The sequence below is a fragment of the Stenotrophomonas sp. PS02301 genome, from assembly GCF_029959485.1.
GTDB classification, from domain to species: domain Bacteria; phylum Pseudomonadota; class Gammaproteobacteria; order Xanthomonadales; family Xanthomonadaceae; genus Stenotrophomonas; species Stenotrophomonas maltophilia_Z.
In genome coordinates, this window is the sequence record NZ_JASCOO010000033.1 from 15,206 (window position 1) to 39,726 (window position 24,521).

The 24,521-nt window shown below is 66.3% G+C and carries 22 protein-coding genes and 5 tRNA genes; 24 read left to right on the plus strand and 3 right to left on the minus strand.

From position 1 onward, the window contains the following. The 9 genes from QMX81_RS10280 to QMX81_RS10320 all read left to right on the plus strand — a co-directional run bounded on the left by QMX81_RS10280 (position 1) and on the right by QMX81_RS10320 (position 8,769). Positions 1 to 675 carry a MotA/TolQ/ExbB proton channel family protein gene (locus tag QMX81_RS10280; protein ID WP_121041686.1) on the plus strand — a complete coding sequence of 225 codons (675 nt, stop codon included), beginning with the start codon at positions 1 to 3 and terminating at the stop codon, positions 673 to 675. A 3-nt stretch (positions 676 to 678) separates the two neighbouring features. Continuing rightward, positions 679 to 1,101, plus strand: coding sequence for a biopolymer transporter ExbD (locus QMX81_RS10285; RefSeq protein WP_019183376.1), 423 nt, complete (start codon positions 679 to 681; stop codon positions 1,099 to 1,101). Then, positions 1,098 to 2,846, plus strand: a complete 1,749-nt coding sequence (gene msbA / locus QMX81_RS10290) for a lipid A export permease/ATP-binding protein MsbA (protein ID WP_152151472.1) — start codon at positions 1,098 to 1,100, stop codon at positions 2,844 to 2,846. The genes QMX81_RS10285 and msbA overlap by 4 nt, the downstream gene beginning before the upstream one ends. Next, positions 2,846 to 3,868 carry a tetraacyldisaccharide 4'-kinase gene (gene lpxK / locus QMX81_RS10295; protein ID WP_282261175.1) on the plus strand — a complete coding sequence of 341 codons (1,023 nt, stop codon included), beginning with the start codon at positions 2,846 to 2,848 and terminating at the stop codon, positions 3,866 to 3,868. The genes msbA and lpxK overlap by 1 nt, the downstream gene beginning before the upstream one ends. Before the next feature lie 66 nt (positions 3,869 to 3,934). Continuing rightward, entirely contained in the window at positions 3,935 to 4,708 is a 774-nt protein-coding gene (gene kdsB, locus QMX81_RS10300) for a 3-deoxy-manno-octulosonate cytidylyltransferase (RefSeq protein WP_282261178.1), read from the plus strand. Between the two features lie 46 nt (positions 4,709 to 4,754). Further along, positions 4,755 to 6,170, plus strand: coding sequence for a hypothetical protein (locus QMX81_RS10305; RefSeq protein ID WP_282261180.1), 1,416 nt, complete (start codon positions 4,755 to 4,757; stop codon positions 6,168 to 6,170). Next, positions 6,167 to 8,014, plus strand: coding sequence for an excinuclease ABC subunit UvrC (gene uvrC / locus QMX81_RS10310; RefSeq protein ID WP_121041696.1), 1,848 nt, complete (start codon positions 6,167 to 6,169; stop codon positions 8,012 to 8,014). The genes QMX81_RS10305 and uvrC overlap by 4 nt, the downstream gene beginning before the upstream one ends. Before the next feature lie 9 nt (positions 8,015 to 8,023). Continuing rightward, entirely contained in the window at positions 8,024 to 8,647 is a 624-nt protein-coding gene (gene pgsA, locus QMX81_RS10315) for a CDP-diacylglycerol--glycerol-3-phosphate 3-phosphatidyltransferase (protein WP_282261182.1), read from the plus strand. Positions 8,648 to 8,693: 46 nt separating this feature from the next. Further along, positions 8,694 to 8,769: transfer RNA gene (locus QMX81_RS10320), tRNA-Gly, on the plus strand. 160 nt (positions 8,770 to 8,929) lie between these two features. Here the strand turns inward: QMX81_RS10320 and QMX81_RS10325 are convergent. Then, entirely contained in the window at positions 8,930 to 9,556 is a 627-nt protein-coding gene (locus tag QMX81_RS10325; RefSeq protein ID WP_282261184.1) for a hypothetical protein, read from the minus strand. Positions 9,557 to 10,082: 526 nt separating this feature from the next. On the opposite strand from QMX81_RS10325, the gene QMX81_RS10330 reads away from it, so the two are divergent. The 7 genes from QMX81_RS10330 to QMX81_RS10360 all read left to right on the plus strand — a co-directional run bounded on the left by QMX81_RS10330 (position 10,083) and on the right by QMX81_RS10360 (position 15,339). After that, positions 10,083 to 10,158, plus strand: a tRNA-Gly gene (locus QMX81_RS10330). 146 nt (positions 10,159 to 10,304) lie between these two features. Further along, positions 10,305 to 10,380: transfer RNA gene (locus QMX81_RS10335), tRNA-Gly, on the plus strand. 77 nt (positions 10,381 to 10,457) lie between these two features. Next, positions 10,458 to 10,531: transfer RNA gene (locus QMX81_RS10340), tRNA-Cys, on the plus strand. Positions 10,532 to 10,573: 42 nt separating this feature from the next. Continuing rightward, positions 10,574 to 12,163, plus strand: a complete 1,590-nt coding sequence (locus QMX81_RS10345) for an ATPase domain-containing protein (protein ID WP_282261186.1) — start codon at positions 10,574 to 10,576, stop codon at positions 12,161 to 12,163. After that, a complete protein-coding gene (locus QMX81_RS10350) occupies positions 12,153 to 14,207 on the plus strand; it encodes a PAS domain-containing sensor histidine kinase (RefSeq protein ID WP_282261188.1) in 2,055 nt (684 codons plus the stop codon). Before QMX81_RS10345 ends, QMX81_RS10350 begins: the two co-directional genes overlap by 11 nt. Positions 14,208 to 14,357: 150 nt before the next feature. Further along, the gene (locus tag QMX81_RS10355) at positions 14,358 to 14,819 is read left to right on the plus strand and encodes a BLUF domain-containing protein (RefSeq protein WP_282261190.1); all 462 of its coding nucleotides are present in this window, start codon (positions 14,358 to 14,360) and stop codon (positions 14,817 to 14,819) included. 271 nt (positions 14,820 to 15,090) lie between these two features. Next, positions 15,091 to 15,339, plus strand: a complete 249-nt coding sequence (locus QMX81_RS10360) for a hypothetical protein (RefSeq protein WP_088433206.1) — start codon at positions 15,091 to 15,093, stop codon at positions 15,337 to 15,339. 55 nt (positions 15,340 to 15,394) lie between these two features. Here QMX81_RS10360 and QMX81_RS10365 read toward each other — a convergent pair whose 3' ends face one another. Both QMX81_RS10365 and QMX81_RS10370 read right to left on the minus strand, forming a co-directional pair. Then, positions 15,395 to 16,384 (minus strand): 4Fe-4S dicluster domain-containing protein, encoded by a 990-nt coding sequence (locus QMX81_RS10365; RefSeq protein ID WP_282261210.1) that lies wholly within the window; start codon positions 16,382 to 16,384, stop codon positions 15,395 to 15,397. Positions 16,385 to 16,491: 107 nt separating this feature from the next. Then, a complete protein-coding gene (locus QMX81_RS10370; protein ID WP_121041710.1) occupies positions 16,492 to 16,785 on the minus strand; it encodes a hypothetical protein in 294 nt (97 codons plus the stop codon). 188 nt (positions 16,786 to 16,973) lie between these two features. On the opposite strand from QMX81_RS10370, the gene QMX81_RS10375 reads away from it, so the two are divergent. The 8 genes from QMX81_RS10375 to QMX81_RS10410 all read left to right on the plus strand — a co-directional run bounded on the left by QMX81_RS10375 (position 16,974) and on the right by QMX81_RS10410 (position 24,439). Next, on the plus strand, positions 16,974 to 17,411 hold the full coding sequence (locus tag QMX81_RS10375) for a group III truncated hemoglobin (RefSeq protein WP_282261194.1): 438 nt from the start codon (positions 16,974 to 16,976) through the stop codon (positions 17,409 to 17,411). Positions 17,412 to 17,455: 44 nt separating this feature from the next. After that, a complete protein-coding gene (gene hemN / locus QMX81_RS10380) occupies positions 17,456 to 18,865 on the plus strand; it encodes an oxygen-independent coproporphyrinogen III oxidase (RefSeq protein ID WP_282261196.1) in 1,410 nt (469 codons plus the stop codon). A gap of 64 nt (positions 18,866 to 18,929) precedes the next feature. Continuing rightward, positions 18,930 to 19,016, plus strand: a tRNA-Leu gene (locus QMX81_RS10385). 96 nt (positions 19,017 to 19,112) lie between these two features. Then, entirely contained in the window at positions 19,113 to 20,156 is a 1,044-nt protein-coding gene (locus QMX81_RS10390) for a TraB/GumN family protein (protein WP_282261198.1), read from the plus strand. A gap of 107 nt (positions 20,157 to 20,263) precedes the next feature. Beyond that, the gene (locus QMX81_RS10395; protein WP_282261200.1) at positions 20,264 to 20,719 is read left to right on the plus strand and encodes a BLUF domain-containing protein; all 456 of its coding nucleotides are present in this window, start codon (positions 20,264 to 20,266) and stop codon (positions 20,717 to 20,719) included. A 303-nt stretch (positions 20,720 to 21,022) separates the two neighbouring features. After that, a complete protein-coding gene (locus QMX81_RS10400; protein ID WP_282261202.1) occupies positions 21,023 to 22,309 on the plus strand; it encodes a nucleotide sugar dehydrogenase in 1,287 nt (428 codons plus the stop codon). Between the two features lie 31 nt (positions 22,310 to 22,340). Then, complete coding sequence (locus QMX81_RS10405; RefSeq protein WP_121041723.1) at positions 22,341 to 23,963, plus strand: FMN-binding glutamate synthase family protein; 1,623 nt, start codon at positions 22,341 to 22,343, stop codon at positions 23,961 to 23,963. Further along, on the plus strand, positions 23,960 to 24,439 hold the full coding sequence (locus QMX81_RS10410) for a GNAT family N-acetyltransferase (RefSeq protein WP_282261206.1): 480 nt from the start codon (positions 23,960 to 23,962) through the stop codon (positions 24,437 to 24,439). The genes QMX81_RS10405 and QMX81_RS10410 overlap by 4 nt, the downstream gene beginning before the upstream one ends. Positions 24,440 to 24,521: the final 82 nt, after the last annotated feature.

The following is a 24,521-nucleotide window of genomic DNA, read 5'->3' on the forward strand; positions in this document are numbered from 1 at the left end:
GTGTGGGAACTGGTCAAGGCCGGTGGCTGGCCGATGCTGCCGCTGCTGCTGTTGGGCGTACTGGCTTTGGCAATCGTCCTGGAGCGTTTCTGGACCCTGCGGCGCAATGAAGTCCTGCCCCCCGGGCTGGGCCAGGAAGTGCGCAACTGGGCCGCGCGCGGCAAGCTCGACCCGAGTCATATCCAGTCGCTGCGCGGCAACTCGCCGCTGGGCGCGCTGCTGGCGACCGCGCTGGAAGCACGCAACCGCCCGCGCGACCAGATCCGCGAACGCATCGAAGATGCCGGCCGGCATCTGGTTCACCGCATGGAGCGGTTCCTGAATGCCCTTGGCACGATCGCCTCGGCCGGTCCGCTGCTGGGCCTGCTCGGCACGGTGGTCGGCATGATCCAGATGTTCATGGGCATCCTCGACCACGGCGTGGGCGATGTGAACCAGCTGGCCGGCGGTATCGGCAAGGCGCTGGTCTGCACCGCCACGGGCATGATCGTGGCGATTCCGGCGCTGATGTTCCATCGCTATTTCAAAGGCCGCATCGCCGGCTACGTGATCGAGATGGAGCAGGAGGCGTCGGCGCTGCTGGATGCGCTTGATGGTCGCCCGGGCGTGATGAACAACGGGCCGCGTGCCGCCGCTGGTTCGGCCGGCGCCGCACCGGTCACGGTCAAGGGCTGACGGATGCGCATCCGCAATGACCGGATCCAGGACGAGCCGCATATCGATCTGGTTCCCCTGATCGATGTGATCCTTGTCCTGATCATCTTCTTCGTGGTCACCACCACCTTCGATGCGCGCTCGACGTTGCAGCTGCAGTTGCCGACCGCCAGCCAGCAGGACACCACCGAGCCGCCGCGCTCGCTGAGCGTGCTGGTCAATGCCGAGGGGCGTTACTTCATCAACGACCAGGAAGTGCTGCGCACCGACGTCGAGTCGGTCAAGCAGACGATTGCCGCCGTCGCCGGCAGCGATCGGGAACAGACCGTGCTGTTGCGCGCCGACGCGCGCACGCCTTACCAGGCTGTCGTCACGGCCCAGGATGCTCTGGGCCAGCTGGGCTTCCGCCGCATCGCCATCGCTACCGCGCCGGAGGTGCGTCCATGAGCAAGAAACATTCCCCCGTCTGGCCGATCTACAAGCGCCTGCTCGGGTATACCGGTGCCTATTGGGTGTTCATGGTCGCCGCCGTGGTCGCGATGGTGGTGGAGGCCCTGGCCGGTTACAGCTTCACCAAGCTGATGGAGCCGCTGGTCAACCGGGGCTTCGTCAACCCGGAGCCGCGGATGGCGGTGATCCTGCCGCTGACCATCCTCGGGTTGTTCATGATGCGCAGCCTGGCCACCCTGGTCAGCGATTACGCGCTGGCCCGCACCGGGCGCAGCGTGGTGCGCGACCTGCGTGAGCAGGTGCTGGAAAAGTACCTGCATCTGCCGTCTTCGCATTTCGATGCTGAAGCCACGCCGGTGATGGTCAGCCGCCTGAACTTCGATACCGAGCAGGTCACCCAGGCCAGCGCCGATGCGCTCAAGACCCTGGTGGCCGATACGCTCACCATCATCGCCATGCTGGTGGTGATGCTGCAGATGAGCGTCAAGGTCACGATGGCGATGCTGGTGGTGGTGCCACTCATCGGTGTGATCGTCTCGATCGTGGGCAAGCGCTACCGCCGGATCAGCCGTGGCATCCAGGACGGCATGGGCGGCATGGCGCAGACCGCCGAGCAGTCCCTGGCCGCGCAGCAGGAAGTGAAGGTGCATGGCACCCAGGCGCACGAGATCTCGCGCTATTCCCGTCTGGCCAACCGCATGCTCGGCCTGAACATGAAGGTCGAAACCACGCGCGCGCTGGCCTCCAGCACGGTGCAGTTCCTGGCGGCCCTGGCGCTGGCGGTGATCGTGTGGGTGTCGACCCGCGAGGCACTGGCCGGCAAGCTCAACGCGGGCCAGTTCATGGGCCTGATGACCTCGATGATGGCGATCATTCCGTCGCTGCGTCGCCTGACCAGCGTGCAGACCTCGATCTCGCGCGGTGTGGCCGCGGCCGAGCGCCTGTTCGGGATTCTCGATATGCCCGTCGAGCGCGACGAAGGCATCCAGAGGATCGGCCGCGCACGGGGCGAGCTCGCCTTCGAGCACGTGATGCTGCGCTATCGCGAGGATACCGGCATCGCGCTGGACGACATCAGTTTCGTGGCCAAGCCGGGCACGGTGACGGCAATTGTCGGCCGTTCCGGCAGCGGCAAGACCAGCCTGATCCGGTTGGTGCCGCGCTTCTACGAACCCAGCGGTGGCCGCATCACGCTGGATGGGGTGGCGCTGGACGATTACCCGCTGGCGGACCTGCGTCGCCAGGTAGCCATGGTTGGGCAGAAGGTCATGCTGTTCGATGACACCGTGGGCGCCAACATCGCCTACGGCATGGATGCGACCGAAGCGCAGATCCGCGCTGCGGCCGAAGCGGCCAATGCGTGGGAGTTCATCGCGCGCATGCCGCAGCAGCTGCAGACGCCGGTCGGCGAGAACGGTGCGCTGCTCTCGGGCGGTCAGCGTCAGCGCCTGGCGATCGCCCGCGCGATCCTGCGCGATGCGCCGATCCTGATCCTGGATGAAGCCACCGCCGCGCTCGATAACGAGTCCGAGCGTCTGGTGCAGGATGCGTTGCAGCGGCTGATGCCCGAGCGCACCACGCTGGTGATCGCGCACCGTCTGTCCACCATCGAACATGCCGATCAGGTATTGGTGATGGACCATGGCCGCATCGTCGAGCGTGGCACGCACAACGAACTGCTGGCGCTGGGTGGCTTGTACGAGCACCTGCACAAGATGCAGTTCCGCGAAAGGCAGCCTTGATGGCAGGCAAGGGCACCCACACGCCGTCGTACTGGTATGACGGCAGCGCCATTCCGTTCCTGGCACGCCTGGCGTCACCGTTGTACGGTGCGGCGATCGCGCTGCGCAGGATGGCGTATCGCCGTCGCTGGCTGAAACGGCATTCGCTGCCGGTGCCGGTGGTGGTGGTCGGCAATGTCACCGCCGGTGGCACTGGGAAGACCCCGCTGACGATCGCGCTGGTCAACCGCCTGCGCGAAGCGGGCTGGAAGCCGGGGGTCGCCAGCCGTGGCTATGGTCGCGACGATGCGGGCACCCCGCGCTGGGTGCTGGCCAGTACCGATACCGCCGTCGGCGGCGACGAGCCGGTGCTGATCGCCTGGAAAACCGGTGCGCCGGTGCGGGTGGATGCGGATCGTGTCGGGGCCGGCAAGGCGCTGGTCGAGGCGGGCTGCGACATCATCGTCTGCGATGACGGCCTGCAGCATTACCGGCTGGCGCGCGACATCGAAATTGAAGTGGTCGACGCCCAGCGTCGCTACGGCAACGGCCGGCTGATTCCCGCCGGGCCGCTGCGCGAGCCAGCCAGCCGTGCGCGCGACTGCGATTTCCGCGTGGTCAACATGGGCCAGGCCAGCGAGGGCACCGAAGCGCAGACCGCCTGCGGCTTCGGCGAATGGCCGATGCAGCTGCGCATCGACAGCGCACAGCCGCTGCAGGGCGGCCGCGCGCGGCGCCTCTCGCATTTCCAGGGCCAGCGCGTGCATGCGGTGGCCGGTATCGCCAATCCGCAGCGCTTCTTTGACATGCTGCGCGCGCATCGCATCGGCGTGGTGCCGCATGCCTTCGCTGATCACCATGCCTACCAGCCGTCCGATCTGCGCTTCGGCAGCGAACTGCCGGTGCTGATGACCGAGAAGGACGCGGTCAAGTGCAAGGCCTTCGCGACCGAATGGCACTTCGCCGTGCCGCTGTCGGCCGAGTTGCCGGCGGCGTTCTGGATCAGCCTGCTGGACCGCGTCGAGAAACTCGGCAAGCGTTGACGGGCCCGGTGCCGGTTGCGGCACACTGACGCCCGGACTGCATTCCTTTCGTACAGGTCATCCCCCATGAGCGCTTCCGTCGAGTTCGTCGTCGCCATTCCCGCCCGTTACGCGGCCTCGCGGCTGCCGGGCAAGCCGCTGCGCCTGCTCGGCGGCGAGCCGCTGGTGCTGCGCGTGGCGCAACGCGCGCTGCTCGCCGGCGCGCGCGAGGTGTGGGTCGCCACCGACGATCAGCGCATCGCCGATGCCCTGCAGGGCCTGGCCGAAGTGCGCGTGGCGATGACCTCCACCGAGCACGCCTCCGGCACCGATCGGCTGGCCGAGTGCGCGGCGCAGGCGGGCTGGTCCGATGACACCCTGGTGGTGAATCTGCAGGGCGATGAGCCGTTCGCCCCGGCCGAAGGAATCCGCGCGGTGGCCGAAGCCCTGGTCTACAGCGGTGCGGAGATGTCCACGCTGGCCACGCCGGTGGAAGACGCGGACACCCTGTTCGACCCGAACGTGGTCAAGGTCGTGCGCAAGCAGAACCTGGATGCGCTGTACTTCAGCCGCGCGCCGATTCCGTGGCACCGCGATGCCTTCGCGCGCTCGCGCGACACGCTGTCCGGCCCGCACTGGCTGCGCCATATCGGCATCTACGGCTACCGCGCCGGTTTCCTGCGCCAGTTCGCCGCGTTGCCGCCGGGGGCGCTGGAACAGGTGGAGTCGCTGGAGCAGCTGCGCGTGCTGGAAGCGGGGCACCGCATCAGCGTGGCCCTGACCCCGGCCGAGTTCCCGCCCGGCATCGACACCCCGGACGATCTGGCGCGTGCCGAGGCCTGGTGGGCAGCACACCCGTGACCGTGGCACGACGGTTGCATGACGCCGAGTCCGGCATAATCGGGGCATGAACGTCCAGCCCGTCCAGGATCTTCCCGAATTCGCCACCTGGCTCAACGCCAAACCGACCACCCTGGCCGAGCTGCAGGGGCGGCCGGTCGTGCTGGCCTTCGTCAATGCCGCCTCCGTGTGGTGCGCGCAGCGGCTGGCCGAGCTGGCCCAGTGGCAATCACGCAACCCGGGCAAGCTGCAGCTGCTGGTGCTGCAGGTGCCGCGTTTCGACGGCGAGCGCGATCCCGATCAATCCCTCAAGCTGCTGCGCCGCCAGGGGCTGAACGCGCCGGCCCTGCTGGATGCGGAGTGGGATGGCTGGCGCCGCTTCGGCGTGACCGCATGGCCGACCCTGGTCCTGCTCGATGCCCAAGGGCGCGAGCGCGAGCGTCTGGTCGGTCTCGGCGGGGAACTGGAACGCTCCCTTGCTGCGCTGTGCGAAGGCAGCTCGCGGCCGTCCGATGAAGACCTGCACGGCGCCCGTGAGCTGAGCCCCGAGCCGCGCCTGCCGCTGCGCTTCCCGACCGGGTTGGCGGTGACCACCGAGCGCCTGTACATCGCCGACACCGGTCATCACCGCGTGCTCGAGTGCAGTCATGGTGGCCGCGTGCTGCGCCAGTTCGGCATGGGCACCGCCGATTTCATGGATGGGGACCAGGCCCAGGCGGCCTTCCACCATCCCCAGGGCCTGGCGCTGGAGCGCGAATGGCTGTACGTGGCCGACACCGGCAACCATGCCCTGCGCCGCATCCATCTGCTCTCCGGCCAGGTCGATACGCTATGCGGCACCGGCCGCCCCGGCGAACCGATCGAAGGGCCGGTGGCCGATCCGCGCCACACCGCACTCAACCACCCGCAGGGCCTGGCCGTCGCCGACAACCAGATCCACATCGCCATGGCCGGCGACAACCGTATCTGGAGCTATCACCTTGGCCAGCGCAGCCTGCAGTGGCGCGCCGGCAGTGGGGCGATCGACGAGCGCGACGGCAGTGGCCACGTGGCCGCGTTCGCGCAGCCGTGCTCGGTCGCGGCGGTCCAGCAGGTGCTGTACGTCTGCGATGCGCTGGGCTCCTCGATCCGCGCCATGCAGTTGCGTGGTGATCTGGTGCAGACGCTGGTCGGGCAGGGGCTGTGGACCTTCGGCGAACAGGACGGCCCGCGCACCTCGGCACTGCTGCAGTACCCGCAGGCAATTGCCCTGAGTCCGGATGCGCCGCTGCTGTGGATCGCCGATGCCGGCAACGGCCGCCTGCGCACGCTGCGCCTGGGCGGTGGTGAGCTGAGTACGCTGGCGTTGCCGCGCCGCCTGCACGGCCCGGCTGGCCTGGCGCTGGGCGGTGGCGCGGTCTGGATTGCCGAGACCGATGCCCACGCCGTGCTGCGCTTCGACCCCGTCAGTGGTGTCCTGAGCGACGTGCCGATCAACGAATGACTGTTTCTTCCGCCCCCGCCTTCGATGGCAAGGCATTTGCGGCCCACCTGAGCACCGCCCCCGGCGTGTACCGCATGTACGCTGCCGATGACACGCTGCTGTACGTCGGCAAGGCGCGTGCGCTGCGCAACCGCGTGGGCAGCTATTTCAACGGCACGCCCAAGACCACGCGGATCATGTCGATGCTGTCGCAGGTCGCGCGCATGGACGTGACCGTGACCCGCTCGGAGGCCGAGGCGCTGCTGCTGGAAAACCAGCTGATCAAGTCGCTCTCGCCGCGCTACAACGTCTCCCTGCGCGACGACAAGACCTATCCGCACGTGCTGCTGACCCGTGAGCAATGGCCGCGGATCGCACTGCACCGTGGCCCGCGCGCGGTGCCGGGGCGTTACTTCGGCCCGTACCCCGGCGTCACTGCCGTGCGCGAAACGCTCAACCTGATGCACAAGCTGTTCAAGCTGCGCAGCTGCGAAGACAGCGTGTTCCGCAACCGCTCGCGGCCCTGCCTTCAGTACCAGATCGGCCGCTGCAGCGCGCCCTGCGTGGAGCTGGTGGCACCGGAGGATTACGCCGAGTCGGTACGCCGCGCTTCGATGTTCCTGGAAGGCAAGAGCGACCAGCTCGCGCGCGAGCTCGGCACCCAGATGCAGACCGCCAGCGAAGCACTGGAATTCGAGCAGGCCGCGCGCCTGCGCGATCTGATCGCCTCGCTGCGCAGCATGCAGACCCGCCAATACGTGGATGGCCGCGCGGCGGATCTGGACGTGCTCGCCTGCGCCACCCAGGGCGCCAGCGCCTGCGTGCTGCTGCTGGCCTTCCGTGATGGCCGCAACATGGGCACGCGTCCGTTCTTCCCGCGCACCAATGGCGAGGAGAGTGCCGATGAAGTGCTGGGCGCGTTCGTCTCCCAGTACTACGCCGAGCACGCCCCTCCGCGCGAGATCCTGCTCGACCGCGAAATCCCGGATGCCAGCCTGATCGAATCGGCCTTGAGTGCCTCGGCCGAACACAAGGTGCAGCTGCGCTGGAACGTGCGCGGTGAGCGCGCCGGCTACGTGGAACTGGCCGCACGCAACGCGCAGATCACCCTGGTCACCGAACTGGGCAGCCGCACCGCGCAGCACGCACGCAGCGAAGACCTGCGGCAGATGCTCGGCCTGACCGAGCAGGTCAAGCGCGTGGAGTGTTTCGATATCAGCCACACCATGGGCGAAGCCACCGTGGCCTCGTGCGTGGTGTTCGATGCGGCCGGACCGGTGCGCAGCCAGTACCGCCGTTTCAATATCAGCGGCATCGAGCCCGGCGATGACTATGCGGCCATGCACCAGGCGATCGAGCGGCGCTTCCGCCGCGCTGTGGAAGAGGACGGCGTACTGCCGGATCTGCTGCTGATCGACGGCGGTGCCGGCCAGTTGGCCCAGGCGCAGTCCGCGCTGGCCGATCTGGGCGTGGAAGGGGTGATGCTGGTCGGCGTGGCCAAGGGCGTGGAGCGCAGGGCAGGGCATGAAGCCCTGGTCATGCCGGACGGCCGCGAACTGCGCCCGGGTGCGGCCTCACCGGCGCTGCAGTTCATCCAGCAGGTGCGTGACGAGGCCCACCGCTTCGCCATCACCGGCCACCGCGGCCGCCGCCAGAAGGCCCGGATGACCAGCAAACTCGAAGATATTCCTGGCATCGGCCCGCGCCGGCGCGCCAGCCTGCTCAAACATTTTGGCGGCCTGGTCGGCCTGAAAGCCGCCGGCGAAGCGGAAATCGCGAAAGTGGACGGCATCAATGACGCCCTCGCTGCGCGTATCTACGCTAACCTTCATGGACTGCCCACGCCCGACGCGGCGGGCGAGTAGAGAGACGCAATGAAGTTGACCCTCCCCACCTGGCTGACCCTGCTGCGGATCGTGATGATCCCCGTTCTGGTGCTGGTGTTCTATCTCCCCTACAAGTGGACCAATTTCGCCTCGGCGGCGATCTTCGGCCTGGCTGCGCTCACCGACTGGCTCGACGGCTGGATCGCCCGCCGCTACGACCTGCAGTCCGCGTTCGGCGCCTTCCTCGACCCGGTCGCGGACAAGCTGATGGTGGCCGTGGCGCTGTTCCTGATCGTGCAGGGCCATCCCACCGCGTGGATGGCGGTCTGGGCGGCCGTGATCGTCGGCCGTGAAATCGCCGTGTCGGCACTGCGCGAATGGATGGCGGAAATCGGCCAGCGTGCCAAGGTGCGTGTGGCCGTGATCGGCAAGGTGAAAACCACTGCGCAGATGGTCGCGCTGCTGTGCCTGCTGTATTCGGTCGCACCGCACACCCCGATGCAGGACATCTGGATGGGCACCGAGGTCTTCCACATCGGCGACTGGACCCTGGCGATCGCCTCGATCCTGACGCTGTGGTCGGGCCTGCAATACCTGCACGCCGCGTGGCCGAGCCTGCGCGAAGACGAGCGCCTCGCGCGTGAGAACACCAAAGCAAAAAAGAATGCGTGAGGGCTGTTGACAGGGATGCATTTGGCTGTAGAATTTCGCCTCCCAAGCGGGAATAGCTCAGTTGGTAGAGCGCAACCTTGCCAAGGTTGAGGTCGCGAGTTCGAGTCTCGTTTCCCGCTCCAGATACCGCATCCCATCGTGATCCGTCCCGATGCGATGCAACGAAAAAAGCGACCTTCCGGGTCGCTTTTTCCGTTTGTGTGCCGTGCCTCGGGCATGCATCTGCATCATGGGTTCACTCCGTCAGCACCGCAGCGCGGTCGGCCATGGCGGGCCGGGCGACTACTCAGGCTGAGGCCGCTCGGGTGTCTCGCAGGAGTCGTCTACCCAGAGTCGTTGATGTGCGATGCGAACGCAGCGGGGATAAGGGCCATCCATGTCGAGCGCCTGAAATCGAGCCACCCACGGATGTGCCATTGGTTCCACGGCTTCCTGTGGCCAGTCGCCCAGGTCTGCGATCACTGCAATGGAACGTAAGCAGCTGTCGAGCAGCAGTCGGTCGAGCAAGGCCAGTCGGTTCGCGCGGAGTTCGATCAGCAGCACCTGGTCTTCCCGCCCCGAACCGCAGTAGGCCATCGGACGGGCGGAATTGGATGACGTGCGTACGAACAGCGTTACGCCCGGACCGCCCTCCAGCATGAAGGCGCTGCGGTTGATCGGAAACACGGTATCGGCCTGCATCAGCACCCGTCGCAGGTCGGCATCCACGGAAATGGCCCGACGTCTCCCCGACACCCGCTGCGCGTGTACGTGCTTGTCGCTGGCCGAGATGCTCAGGTGGTGGCCATCGGGCAGCGGGAATACGAGCGTCACGGGGGCGGCTATCGCCGATGCGCTCAATAACAGTCCCGTACAGGTGGCGGCCATGCGCGCAGGGCAACATTGAATGTAATGGAGTGCAGACAGCATCAGCCTGGTGCTGCTGCCAGAGGTGTGTGCCATGGGTGTCGGAGTCTTCAGGTGTGGGTTCCGCTGCATTGCATGCATCAGACGGCGTTGCACTCCCTTTGACAATACAACTTGTGGGAAACGTGCAACCAAACGCCGAACCTGCCGTGGCGGCTCGCCGGTGAGCTGCGCCCCAGTGGAGGGGCCTGCAGTTGCACCCGTCCTTCGCCCAGGACAGGGTGAAGGGGGTATTCGACGGGCGCCGGCTGCGCGAGGGCGTTGCGCTGCACTGGACGTGCAAGTCCGGGGGCGCTTCGGCGCGTCAACGTCTGGCAAGCCGGACATGAGGACTTTGTGCGGGAGCAGAACGGGGGAAGATGTCGGAGGCCGCCGTGACCGCCCGGTGGGAAACCACACCACGTTGCGGCGAAAAGGATGTTGACGACGTGAAGGAATTCCGACAGAATAGCGCTCCTTCGACGCAGGTCGAGGGGCCGACAGCCTCCAGCGCCTCAGGGTGCGGTGCGGTCGGGGCAAGCGAAAGTCTGCGGGAATAGCTCAGTTGGTAGAGCGCAACCTTGCCAAGGTTGAGGTCGCGAGTTCGAGTCTCGTTTCCCGCTCCAGATTTCGACAGGGCCCCCTTGGGGCCTTGTTTTTCTCCGCGGTGGCACGCGGGCATCCAGTCCGGAAGCATCGGCCGGGATGTGAAAAAAAGTGTGAAAAAGCTGGTGTGTTTCGAGTGGTTTCGGTAACATACACGCTTGATTTTGCGGGAATAGCTCAGTTGGTAGAGCGCAACCTTGCCAAGGTTGAGGTCGCGAGTTCGAGTCTCGTTTCCCGCTCCAAATCCTGACCAGGCCCCGTTCTCGGGGTCTTGTTTTATCGGGGCACGCAACACGCCTTCGATGATCGTAGGGTCACCGGCCTGGTGGCAGAGTGGTCATGCAGCGGACTGCAAATCCGCGTACGCCGGTTCAATTCCGACCCAGGCCTCCAAATGGAAAGTAGCCCAGAGCCCGCGAAAGCGGGCTTTGCGCGTTGTGGGCCTCCATTCAGTTTCGGAGGCCAGAGCCGACAGGGCCTACACAACACGCTTCGTATGCTGCGGCCGTCCACTTTGGCAGCCTTATGCAGACACAAAAAGCACGCGTAGCGACGGGTATCGAAGGCCTCGACAGCATCCTCGGCGGGGGCTTCCCGCAGGGGCGGCTGTACCTGCTGGAAGGACCGCCAGGCTCCGGCAAGACCACGCTGTCCCTGCAGTTTCTGCTGCATGGGCTGAGCAAGGGCGAGCGCTGTCTCTACATCACGCTCTCCGAGACGGCTGACGAGCTGCGCGAAGTTGCCAATGCTCACGGCTGGTCCCTGGATGGCCTGGACCTGTTTGAGCTGGCCTCGGCCGAGGAAGCGCTGGGCGACGGACGGATGCAGTCGGTACTGCACTCCTGGGAAGTCGAGCTGGACGAAACGGTCAAGCTGATTCTCGGCGAGGTGGAGCGCATCAAGCCGCATCGGGTGGTGTTCGATTCGCTGTCCGAGCTGCGATTGCTATCGCAGGATCCGCTGCGTTATCGCCGCCAGATCCTCTCGCTCAAGCAGTTCTTCGCGCCCAAGAGCGCGACCGTGGTGCTGGTCGATGACATGACGGCCTCCGGTGAGGAGCGCGATGGCCAGCTGCACAGCCTCTGCCATGGCGTGGTGTCGCTGGAACGCCTGACACTGGATTTCGGCCCGGCGCGCCGCCGGATGCATGTCCAGAAACTGCGCGGGGTGAACTTCACCGCCGGCTACCACGACATGACCATCCGTGAAGGGGGCCTGGAGGTCTTTCCGCGGTTGATCGCCTCGGACCACCACGCCACATTCAACGGCACGCCCATCAGCAGCGGGGTCGGCGAGATCGACAGTCTGCTCGGCGGCGGTCCGCTGCGGGGCACCAGCACGCTGTTGACCGGCCCGGCGGGCAGCGGAAAGACGAATGTGGCGCTGCAGTACGTCTGGGCGGCCTGCGAGCGCGGTGAGCACTGCTGCATTTTCGAATTCGATGAGCGCATCGGCACCTTGCTGGCCCGCGCCGAGTCGCTGGACATCGATCTGAGCAAACACCTGGCGTCGGGCCTGCTGGAAATCCTGCAGGTCGATCCGGCCGAGATCTCACCGGGCGAGTTCGCCTGGAACATGCAGCGTGCAGTCGAGGAGCGCCAGTGCCGCCTGCTGGTGATCGACAGCCTCAACGGCTACGTCACCGCGATGCCCCAGGAAAAGCAGCTGATGCTTCAGCTGCACGAGATGCTGTCCTATCTCAACCAGAAGGGCGTGGCGACCATCCTGATCAATCCGCAACACGGGTTGGTCGGCACGATGTCGACCGGCAATCTCAACGTCTCCTACATCGCGGACTCGGTCGTGTTGTTCCGCTTCTTCGAATCGCAGGGGCGCATCCGCAAGGCGATCTCGGTGATCAAGAATCGGGGCGGTGCGCACGAGAATACGATCCGCGAGCTGAAGATCGACGGCAAGGGAATTTCGCTGAGCGCCCCGCTCAATGAGTTCAAGGGCATTCTGACCGGCACGCCGGAATTCGTGGGCAATACGGCGCATCTGCTCGGCCACACCCGTGCAGAGTGACTCCGTTTCCGGTGTGGTGCATATCTTTGCGCCGTTCGGGCGCGATGCGCCGAGCATTGCCGGCGTACTCAACGCCGCCGGGCTGCGCACCGCGATCCACGAGAGCCTGCCACGGCTGGCCGCCGCGCTTGATGATGACGTGGGTGCGGTGGTCGTCACCGAAGAGGCGGTCGCCAAGGGCACCGCCGCGTTGCTGGAGCCCTTGGCCAAGCAACCGTCCTGGTCGGATATTCCCGTCATTCTGCTGCGGTCGCCGCACTCGCAGAAGCGCCCCTTGGCCGATCCTGGCCTGCAGTTGTCGATCAACATCATCGAGCTGGACCGGCCGCTGGGCAGCAGCTCGCTGCTCAGCTCCGTGCGCAGTGCGCTGCGTGCGCGCGACAAGCAGTTCCTGGTCCGTGATCAGATGCGGGCGCTGGCCGATGGCCGTGCCGCACTGGAGCGCAGCGAAGCAGAACTGCGCCTGGTGGCCGATGCGATGCCGGTGCTGATCGCCTTCATCGACCGTGACCTGTGTTACCGCTTCGCGAACAAAGCGTATGAGGCCTGGTTCGAGCGTCCTGTATCGGCCGTGATCGGCAAACGCGTGCCGGAGGTCGTCGGGCAGGAGGTCTGGCGCACCCGCCGCCCGTTGATCGAACGTGCGCTGGCGGGCGAGCACATCGTGTTCGAGGCCAACTGGCCGTTCAGTGACGGCCGCCGGCGCGACAGCGAGATCCGTTATTCGCCGCGCTGGGATGCAGACGGCGCGCCGGATGGGTTCCACGTCTTCGTCACCGATATCACGGCCTCCAAGCTGGCCCTGGAAACGAGTCAGCAACATGCCTCGGATCTGGAGGCGATGGTGGCCGAGCGCACGGCGGAGCTGGAGCGGCAGATGGCCGCGCGTGAGGCCAGCGAAGCGGCCCTGCGCCAGTCGCAGAAGATGGATGCCATCGGGCAATTGACCGGCGGCATCGCGCACGACTTCAACAACATGCTGACCGGCATCCTGTCCTCGCTGGACATCATGCGCATGCGCCTGGACATGGGGCGCATGGAAGGGATGGAGCGCTTCCTGGATGCGGCCACCGCCTCCAGCCAGCGCGCGGCGGCCTTGACCCAGCGTCTGCTGGCGTTTTCGCGACGTCAGTCGCTGGATTCGAAGACGGTGGAACTCAACGCGCTGGTTGGATCGGTCCAGCACCTGCTGCGCAGCACGCTGGGCGAGAAGATCCGCATCCAGATGGCGACCAGTGACGCGCCGCTGCGCGCCAACCTGGACAGCAACCAGTTCGAAAGCGCGCTGCTGAATCTGGCGATCAATGCACGTGACGCGATGCCTGAAGGGGGTGAGCTGATCCTGCGGACCTCGCACGTTTTCGCCGCCGAGGGCGAAGTGCCGACCATTCCGGCAGGCGAGTACGCCGTGGTATCGGTCTCCGATTCCGGTACCGGCATGCCACCGGAGGTGGTCGAGCGGATCTTCGAGCCGTTCTTCACCACCAAGCCGATCGGCAAGGGCACGGGCTTGGGTATGTCGATGATCTACGGCTTCATGCAGCAGTCCGGCGGCCACATCACGGTCGATTCCACGCCAGGGCAGGGCACCACGGTCGCGTTGTTCATGCCGGTGGTGAACGACGCCGCCGAGGACGACGGTGCACCGAGCGCACAGCCAGTGTCGCTCGGCGCCGGGCAATCGATCCTGGTGGTGGAGGACGACGAGCAGGTGCGCATGCTGGTCACCGTGGTGCTGGAAGACCTCGGGTATACCGCTGAAGTCGTGGGTGATGCCGATGGCGCCATTCCGATCCTCGGCTCATCCAAGAAGATCGACCTGCTGATCACCGACGTCGGACTGCCCGGCCTCAACGGACGCCAACTGGCCGAAATCGCGAGGCAATCGCGGCCCTCGTTGCCGGTGCTGTTCATGACCGGCTACGCAGAGAAAGCACAGGAGCGCTCGGCATTCCTCGATAACGGCATGGCGATGATCGCCAAGCCATTCCTGCTCGATGCGTTCAGTGAAGCGGTACGAAGCTCGATGGCGGGACATCGGTAATCCAGCGGCGCCAGGCGGGTGCCCTGACCGGCGACCGCGTGCAGGACGGGAGGCGTTCGTTTCAGGTATGTTCTGAATGCTTCAGGCAACGGCTTTATTTAGATACCTGAAAGTGCCAGCATAGTGCTTTGAAATCGTCGGAGTTTACCCATGCCCCTTTGCGCGATCGCGTATGTCAGCGACGTTGCAGGCCCGCTGTCTGCGGAGCATCTCGACGCACTTGTCGAGGATGCCATCCGCTTCAACAGCCTGGCCGGGGTCACCGGTGTGCTTCTCTGCGATGGCAATCGTTTCCTGCAGTACTTCGAAGGCCCGGATGACGGGGTGTCGGCAGTACACGAGCGCGTACTGCAGGCCCGCAGCCATCGGAACATCCGCAAACTCGGTCACGCCCGCGTGCCTGCGCGCTACTTTCCTTACTGGAGCATGCGCTGGCTGGGCGTGGAGCCGACCTTGGTCGAGACTTTGTCTGCCGGGGAGTGGGAGGCGTTTGCCGATCGCGCCGCGGGCGGACCGCCGGCAGACAGTGCCATGGAGCGTCTGATGCAGTTCGTCGCGCCGCACCTGCCCGAGCGCGCGGGTATGCAGGAGAGCCGCTCGGCGGCTGAGTGAGATTGCCCGCCCCTGTGCAGCTTCCCGGGGAGTGGCGGCCAAGCGCGGATTATCGGGAGCGCCGCCCTGACATATTGCTGTCAGTATCCGGCCTGCATGATGCAGGCACGGGTTCGGACGTTGTATGAACGGTTCATCGGGGGCGTGGCTTTTATCCTTCGGGTAATTGACTTAATGCGATGACCGTGCAAATTTTAGGTGAACCCGAAGTGAATCCGCCCCCTGAGGGGGTTTTGTCGTCCCTGAAGCAAGCAAGTCCCACGGAGGTCGTATGGAATACGGCGAACATGACTTGGCTGACGGAGTGCGAACCGAGCTGGAAGCCAGCTACGTGAAACATGGCTGCGGCCCGGAATTCTGGTCCACCTACCAGCGCGTGCTCGAGCGCCTGGTCCCACCCGCGCAGGGCACCGCGCGAACCCGTGTCACCAATGAGCTGGCGTTGATCATTGAGCAGTTGGGGATCGTGCGGCGCGCCCAGTTGGTGCCGCCGCGCAGCGTACGCCCACGCGCGCGCTGAAACCGGGTCGGGGGACCGGGGAAACGATACGGGGACAACCGCCAACGCGGCGCCACTACAGGTGATGAAGACCGATGGCCAGCAGCGCCAACAGCGTGCCGGCCGCGGCGAGCGTGCGCGGGCGGACCCAGCGTGACGGGCGGTGCTGCACGGCCGATGGACGCGCATAACGAAGCAATCCCGGTGGGAACTGCCAGGCACGCATGCGCGCATCGCAGGCATCCTGGCAGTCGCCACAACTGATGCAATCAGCGTTCGGCCCGGCGCGTACGTCCAGCGCCATCGGGCAGACGCTGACGCAGTCCCCGCAGTCCAGACAATCGCCGAGTCGATCGGCGCTGAAGTGCGGCATCGGGCCGGCGATATCCTCGTGCGCGGCGCGGAACGCATAGTCGCTGGCGCTGGTGGGATCAAGCAGTCCGCGGCCCCGCGCCTGGACACCGCCCAGCCCTGCCACGCGCGGGCCGCGCGGTTCGCCGCGGCGTGCGTGGTACTGCATGCGCGGCGTGTCGTTGTCGCAGAACATGCCGTGGATGCGCGCATACGGACACAGCTCGCGGCAGACGTGTTCGCGCAGGAAGCCGGCATTGCCCCAGGTGGCTGCGGCATAGAAGACGATCCAGAACGTTTCCCAGCCACTCCAGACCGGTGGCCACGGCGTACCGACCAGGCCGTGGATCGGGCTGAAAAAGCCCACGAAGGTGATGCCCGTCCACGCGGCTACCAACAGCCATAGCAGATGCTTGACCGCACGCGCTGCGCCTGTGGCCGGCAGCCAGCGCGCGGTGCCTTGATCCATCCACCGGAACAACCGGCTCCACACGGTCTGCGGACAGCCGTAGCCGCACCACACCCGGCCGGCCAGGTTGGTGAGCAGTACCAGTGCGGTGGCCAGCACGGCGGCCACGCCCAGCAGGATGCCGACGTCGTGCGGCCAGAGGGTCCAGCCGAACAGATCGAAGCGGCGCGCGGTGAGGTCGAACAACAGCGCCTGGCGACCCTCCCAGCGCAGCCACGGCAGGAGATAGAAGCCGGCCAGCAGCATCGCCGGGAGCAGTGGCCGCCAGCGCAGCGGCGCGCGCCGGCCCGGGGCGGGCGGCGGGGGCGAGGGCGAGGGATCAACCAGATGCAGGGTGAGGCGGTCTGTCATGGTCACCCCAGTGGCAGGTCGTCATCGTCGCTGGGCATCGGCCGCAGCAGGTACCAGGTGATCGCGCTGGCGGCGGCGGTGACCGCCCAGAACATGAAGAACCCCAGCGTGTAGCCCAACTCGCGGCTGATCTCGTGTTGCGGGAAACTGATGTCGCGCAGGCGCAGCGGGTCGACAAAGGCGAAGAACACCACGCTGGCCAGGCCAGCCGCGACGAAGCTGGGCCACAGGATGGCGCCCCATTGCTGGATCAGCCGTCGGCGGCTGCCGTCGGGCGGGTCGTGCAGGTCGTTCATTGCGGCCACGGTCAGGAGGAGGGGGCAGGGCACGGCTATACTTCGCGCCGACCGGGGGCCGGGATCGCGAGTGCGCGCTTCCTGTCGAGCTCCCAGACTAGAAGGCTTCGCCGCCGGCTTCATTGATCCTGATCAAGGCAGCGGCAGGCCCTGCCGCCGATGCTGGGCGTTGCTGCCCGAGGGTGTTCATGTCCGATCCCACCGACAACGCGCTGCCCAATCCCGCGCTGGACCTGTGCAGCGAAGAGGAGGTCACCGGCCTGGTGCATGACTTCTACGCGCGCGTGCGCGAGGAGCCGCGCCTGGGCCCGGTGTTCACGGCGCGGATCCACGATTGGGATGCGCATCTGGCGCAGCTGGTCGATTTCTGGTCGGCGATGCTGCGCGGCACGCGGCGCTTCAACGGGGCGCCGATGCCCAAGCACATGGCCATGGATGAGCTGGATCGCGATCTGTTCGACCGCTGGCTGGCCCTGTTCCGGCAGACCACCGCCGAATGTGGCAATCCACCGATGCAGCGGCTGGCCGATGATGTCGCCGAGCGGATCGCCGATACCTTCTGGCGTCGCTTCCAGATGCTGCGCTGGCCGAGCCTGCCGATGGCGGGCCGCCCGGGCGTGAATTGATCTGACGCAATGCGTGCGCACCCGTGCATGCGCAAGCTGGCGGCATGGATACCTTCTCGCCTGCCGCCGCCGGGCTCGCCTGGCACTTCGATCCCGAGCTGCTGCGTCGCCACGACCGGCCGGGCCCGCGCTACACCTCCTATCCCACCGCCCCGCATTTCCATGACGGCTACGGTGAGCTGGCCCTGCGCGAGGCCATCGTGAACAGCAACCGCCGGGGCCGCGCGCTGTCGCTGTACGTGCATGTGCCGTACTGCAGCAGCCCGTGCTTCTACTGCGGCTGCAACCGGGTCATCACCCGCGATCACAGCAAAGGCGTCAGCTACGTGGCCCGCGTGCTGAGCGAGGCGGACCTGATGGCACCGCAGTTCGATCCGGCGCGCGAAGTGATCCAGCTGCACCTCGGCGGTGGCACGCCCAACTTCCTGGCGCCGGCACAGATGCGCGAGTTGATCGATGGGCTGCGCCAGCGGTTCAACTTCAGCACGGCGGCCGCGCGCGACTTCTCCATCGAGCTCGACCCGCGCTTTGTCACACGCGCCGATATCGCGGTGCTCGCCGAGCTGGGCTTCAACCGCGCCAGCCTCGGCGTGCAGGATTTCGATCCGGACGTGCAGAAGGCCATCAACCGCGAGCAGGGCGTGGAGGACACGCTGGATATCCTTCGTGCCTGCCGCGAGCATGGGTTGCGCTCGGTCAATGTGGATCTGATCTACGGCCTGCCGAAGCAGACACTCGCCGGTTTCGCGCAGACGCTGGAAACCGTGCTGCGCGAGCGACCGGATCGCCTGGCGGTGTATGGGTACGCGCACCTGCCGCACCTGTTCCGTGCGCAGCGCCAGATCGCCGATGCGGATCTGCCCAGCCCCGAGCAGAAGCTGGCCTTGCTGGGCCTGGCGGTGCAGCGCCTCTCGGAGGCGGGCTATCAGTACATCGGCATGGATCATTTCGCGTTGCCGGAGGAAGACCTGTCGCGGGCACAACGGGCGGGGCAACTGCACCGCAACTTCATGGGCTATACCACGCACGCCGATACCGATCTGGTGGGCCTGGGGGCCAGCGCGATCAGCCACATCGGCCAGACCTACAGCCAGAACCCGCGTGAACTGCCAGCCTGGGAAGCGGCGGTCGATGCAGGGCGGTTGCCGGTCTGGCGCGGCCTGACCCTGGACCAGGACGATGTGCTGCGCGCGGAAGTGATCGGCCAGTTGATGTGCCAGGGAGAAGTGGACGGGGCTGCCGTGGCGGCACGGCACGGCGTGGACTTCGAGACGTATTTCGCCGAGGGATTGCGCGCGCTGGCGGCACTGCAGGCGGACGGCCTGGCCGATTACGCGCAGGGCGTGGTGCGCGCGAGCGAGCGCGGGCGCCCACTGCTGCGGCTGCTGGCGATGTGTTTCGACCGCTATCTGATGCAGCCGGACCAGCCCGTGCGGTATTCCCGCGCGATCTGAGCGGGCCCGCAGCGGCGCGTGCATTCCAAAACCGGGCGCGATCAGGCACCCTATGCGCGCCGTTGCCCGGGTGGCGAAACTGGTAGACGCATCGGACTTAAAATCCGCCGGGGGCAACCCCATGCCGGTTCGATTCCGGCCCCGGGCACCAACGGTCAGTTTCACGTGTTGCCCGCGCAACGCAAACTTTACGCAGCCGGCCGCGTGCCGCCGTACGCTGCGCAGCAACTCACCTCGGACACGCCACATGGCAATCGCAGTACGTGCAGGGAAAGCACTGGTGTGGAGCGTTGCGCTGCTGTTGGGCGGCGTGGCCCATGCGCAGGCCCAGACGCAGGTGCCGGCGCAGGTGCCGGCGCAGCCCGCAGGCGAGGTGATCGATCTCGCCCCGGTGGTGGTCTCGGGTGAGCAGCCCGGGCCAGGCATGTGGCAGGTCCGCAACGGCCAGGGCCACACACTGTGGATTCTCGGGACGGTTTCGCCGCTGCCGGCCAAGCTGGAGTGGCGCGCCGACGAGGTGCAGGCGGTGATCGCCAGTGCGCAGGAAGTGCTCGGCTCGCCGGGCTGGGCATTGGATGCCGACGTGGGCTTCTTCCGCGGCCTGACCTTGCTGCCCTCGGCGATGAAGGCTGCCCGTGATCCCGACGGACGCACGTTGCGCGAGGTGTTGCCGCCCGATCTCCACGCGCGCTGGGAAGTACTCAAACAGCGGCACATCGGCCGCGACAAAGGCATCGAGAAAGACCGGCCGCTGGTGGCTGCGACGCAGTTGTATGCTGCCGCACTGAAGGATGTCGGCCTCGGCCGTTCCTCACCGGTGTCCAGGATCGTGCAGAAGGCCAGCAAGGCGCACGGTCTCACGCCGGTCTCGACCCAGGTCGCGATCAAGATCGCCGACCCGCGGCAGGCGTTGAAGGAAGTGCGCGGCACTGCCTTGCAGGATGTCGAGTGCTTCCGCCGCACCCTGGATGTGGTCGAACACGGCTTGCCGCTGCTGGCCGAGCGCGCCAATGCCTGGTCGGTTGGTGATATCGAGGCGCTGGAGCGGCTGGCGGTGAAAGGGCAGTACCTGGCCTGCGTGGATGCCGTGGCCAACAGCGATTTTGGGCGGCGGCGTGGCTTGACCGATGTCGATGCGCAGGCGCACCGCAAATGGATGACCATGGCCGGCGAGGCGTTGGCGCGCAATGCGGTCACCTTCGCGACTGTCCCGGTCACCTCGCTGCTGACGCCCGGAGGCTACGCCGATCAGCTGCGTGCCCGGGGCTATGAGGTCCAGGCGCCGGAATAAGGTGTGAGTCACCGGCGCTTCGTAACGCGACAGCGCGCACATTCGATGTCTACCCAGTGCGAAAACTTCATGGCATAGTCAGCTTCAGTTCATTCCGGAAATCCTTCATGCCGCTGCATGCGGTCGCTTATATCAGCGACGCTATCGATGGAATCGAAACGTCTGATATCGATCAGATCCTGCGAGCAGCGATGGGGTTCAACAAAGTGGCAGGCGTGACCGGCGTGCTGATGTTCGACGGCCGGTGTTTCCTGCAGTACTTCGAGGGCCCGGAGGACGGTGTCGATTCGGTGTTCCAGCGCGTGTTCAACGCGCGCATCCATACAAATCTGCGCGAACTCGCGCGCGGATCAGTGGAGACCCGCCATTTCCCCCAATGGACGATGGCGTCGGCAGCGGTCGAACCGGATGCGCTTGCGCGTATCGTCGAGGCGCCCTGGCAGGGGTTCCAACAGCGGTGTTCCGAGCAAGTCGACATGCCCGCCGGGTTTGGTCGTCTGCTGGAGGCATGGACAGGTGTTTCCGGCGAGTTGGAACCGGCGGCAGTGACATTGGGTTCGTAACGCAAAACAACGCTGGCCGTAACACAATGATCACGGTTGCACGCCTATCCTCTTTCTACCAGCTGTGACCAGTCTTGCGGGGTTTACCCTTGGAGGCTGTCTGAAAGGGTAGTAACCGCAGCTGGACCATTATTCCTTTGGCCGTCGTCCGTACTCTCCGCGGGCGGCGGCTTTGTTCTTTGTGGGGCAGGGTCGGGCGCGTTAGTCTTGCACCACCTGTCTCCCGGCTCCGTATCGCATGACGTATTCCCTGATGATGCCCCGCCTGATGGCTGGCCCGGTTCCGCGGTGCGGAGCCGCTCGATGACGCACGCCATTTCCGCCGCGGTGTCCGCGCGCATCGGGGTCATCGGCCTCGGCTACGTTGGGCTGCCGTTGACGGTGACCTTCGGCCGGCAGCAGGCCACGGTGGGCTACGACATCGATAACGCGCGGGTGGCCGAACTGCAGCGCGGCGTGGATCACACCCTGGAGCTGGAAGCCGACGAGCTCGCTGCCGCGGTGCATGCCCGCTACACCGCCGATCCTTCGCAGCTGGCCGGGTGCAATGTCTACATCGTGACCGTGCCCACCCCGATCGATGCGCACGAGCAGCCCGATCTGGGGCCGCTGCGCAGTGCCAGCACCCTGATCGCCGGTCTGCTCACGCCGGGCGACATCGTGATCTACGAATCCACCGTCTACCCGGGCACGACAGAAGAAGTCTGCGTGCCGCTGCTGGAGGCGGGATCCGGGCTGCGCTTCAACGTCGATTTCTATTGCGGCTACAGCCCGGAACGGATCAACCCGGGCGACCGCGAACGACGGTTGCCGGACATCCGCAAGATCACCTCCGGCTCGACGCCGGAAGTCGCCGCCGTGGTCGATGCCTTGTACAAGGGCATCATCACGGCCGGCACCTGGCCGGCGCCCTCGATCCGCGTGGCCGAAGCGGCCAAGGTGATCGAGAACATCCAGCGCGACGTCAACATCGCGCTGGTCAACGAGCTGGCGTTGATCTTCGATCGGCTCGGCATCGATACCCAGGACGTGCTGGATGCGGCCGGCAGCAAGTGGAACTTCCTGCCGTTCCGCCCCGGCCTGGTCGGCGGCCACTGCATCGGCGTGGACCCGTACTACCTGCTGCACAAGTCCGAGAGCGTGGGGTATCACCCGGACCTGATCCACACCGCGCGCCAGGTCAACAACCGGGTCGGCGAGCATGTCGCACAACGCGTGCTGGCACTGCTGGCGTCACGCAGCATCGATGTCGCGCAGGCACGCGTGCTGGTGCTGGGCGTGACCTTCAAGGAGAACTGCCCGGACCTGCGCAACAGCCGCGCGTTGGAACTGGCGCAGCGCCTGCAGGCCTGTGGCGCCCGGGTGGACGTGCAGGACCCGTGGGTCGGGCCGGCCGCACTGGCCGATGCGGGCGTGCGCTGGGTCGACGCCCCGGATGCGGCCGGCTATGACGCCGTCGTGCTGGCGGTGGCGCATGATCGTTTCCGTGCCTTCGACGCCGCGCAGGTGCGCGCGCTGCTCACGCCGGGCGGTGTGGTGTACGACGTCAAATCCGTGTGGCCCCGGGAAGTGGTGGACGACCGCCTGTAGACTCGGGGGCAGCTATTGATTGAGGAAAGCCATGCATCGCTATCTCGCGTATCTGCTCGCCATCCTGTTGTTCCCGGTCTGCGTGTGGTTGGCCACGATCTGGCCCGCCTGGTACTGGGGCGTCGGCGTGACGGCGTTGCTGGTGCTGCTGGGCACCTGGGATCTGCTGCAGAAGCGCAGCACGCTGCGGCGCAACTATCCGGTGATGGCGCACTTCCGCTACGGGCTGGAATCGATCGGGCCGGAGATCCGCCAGTACTTCGTGCAGAGCGATCTGGAGGATGTGCCGTTCTCGCGCCAGCAGCGCGCGCTGATCTACCAGCGCTCCAAGAATGAAATGGACGTGGTGCCGTTCGGCACGCTGCGCAGCACCTATGCGGTGGACTACGAGTGGATCAATCATTCGCTGGCGCCGACCGAGATCGGCCACCACGATTTCCGCATCCAGATCGGCCCGAACTGCGCCAAGCCGTATTCGGCCAGTGTGTTCAACATCTCCGCGATGAGCTTCGGCTCGTTGTCGGCGAACGCGATCCGCGCCCTCAACGAAGGCGCGCGCCGTGGCAGCTTCTATCACGACACCGGCGAAGGCTCGATTTCGCCGTATCACCGCGAAATGGGCGGCGACCTGGTCTGGGAAATCGGCTCGGGTTACTTCGGGTGCCGTGACGATGCCGGTGGTTTCAGCGAAGAGAAGTTCGTCGCCAACGCCACCCATGATCAGGTCAAGATGATCGAGATCAAGCTCTCGCAGGGCGCCAAGCCCGGCCATGGCGGCGTGCTGCCGGCGGCGAAAGTGAGCGAAGAGATTTCGATCACCCGTGGCGTGCCGATGGGCGTGGATTGCGTATCGCCGTCCAAGCACAGCGCGTTCAATACGCCGGTGGAACTGCTGCAGTTCGTTGCGCGGCTGCGGGAGTTGTCCGGCGGCAAGCCGGTCGGGTTCAAGCTGGCCATCGGTCACCCCTGGGAGTGGTTCGGTATCGCCAAGGCGATGCAGGAAACCGGGCTGCTGCCGGATTTCATCGTGGTCGATGGCGCCGAGGGCGGTACCGGTGCGGCGCCGGCCGAGTTCATCGATCACGTGGGGGTGCCGATGCACGAAGCGCTGTTGCTGGTGCACAACACGCTGGTCGGGCTGGACCTGCGCGATCGCATCCGTGTGGGTGCGGCCGGCAAGGTCACCAGTGCCTTCGAGATCGCACGCACCATCGCGTTGGGCGCGGACTGGTGCAATGCCGGGCGTGGCTTCATGTTCGCGCTGGGCTGCATTCAGTCGCTGAGCTGCCACAGCGATAAATGCCCGACCGGCATCGCCACGCAGAACCCGCATCGCTGGCGTCACCTGGACGCGGCCGACAAGGCCACGCGCGTGCACAACTACCATGAGAACACCCTGCGCGCGCTGCGCGACCTGCTGTGCGCGGCCGGCTTGAACGATCCTTCCGAGCTGGGCCCGGAGCACATCCTGCGCCGCGTCTCGCCGGTGGAAATCCGCTCACTGGCCTCGCTGTACCGCTATCTGGCCCCGGGCGAGCTGCTGCGCAAAGTGCCCGACCATGCGGTCTTCCACGATTACTGGGCCGATGCGCGCAGCGATTCGTTCCAGCCGCCGGCGCGCATCCAGGCGCTGCGGACGAGCAAATCGCGATGACCGATGCGCGCGACGTGCGTTTGCGCGTTGGCCGTGCCGAGGAGGCGGACAGACTGTGGCTGCTGCGCACGCGCTGCGTACGTGAACTGTGCAGCGCGGCCTATCCGCCGGAGGTGATCGGGCCGTGGTCGGCCTCACCGCCGCCGGAACACTACCGCGCGCTGCTCGCCGCCGGCGGCGGCGTGATTGCCGACGATGCCGATGGCGCGCTGTTGGGCTACGGCGTGATCGATCTGGCCGGCAACGAGATCGATGCATTGTTCGTCGATCCCGACTGTGGCGGCCGTGGCATCGGCCTGACCTTGATGCAGGCCATGCAGGCGCTTGCGGATCCGGCGCGGCCGTTGGTGCTCTCGGCCTCGCTCAATGCGGTCCCGTTCTATCGTCGCTGTGGTTTTGAAGCGCTGCGCGAGGAGGACTACCCGCACCCCAGCGGCGTGTCGCTCGCCTCGGTGCGGATGCAGCGCGGGCGCTGATGCCGGCCAGCGGCCGGCACTACCGATTGCATTTCCTGACAGGCGTTCCGGCACGCCACGGTGCGCACTACCTCGGTAGTGC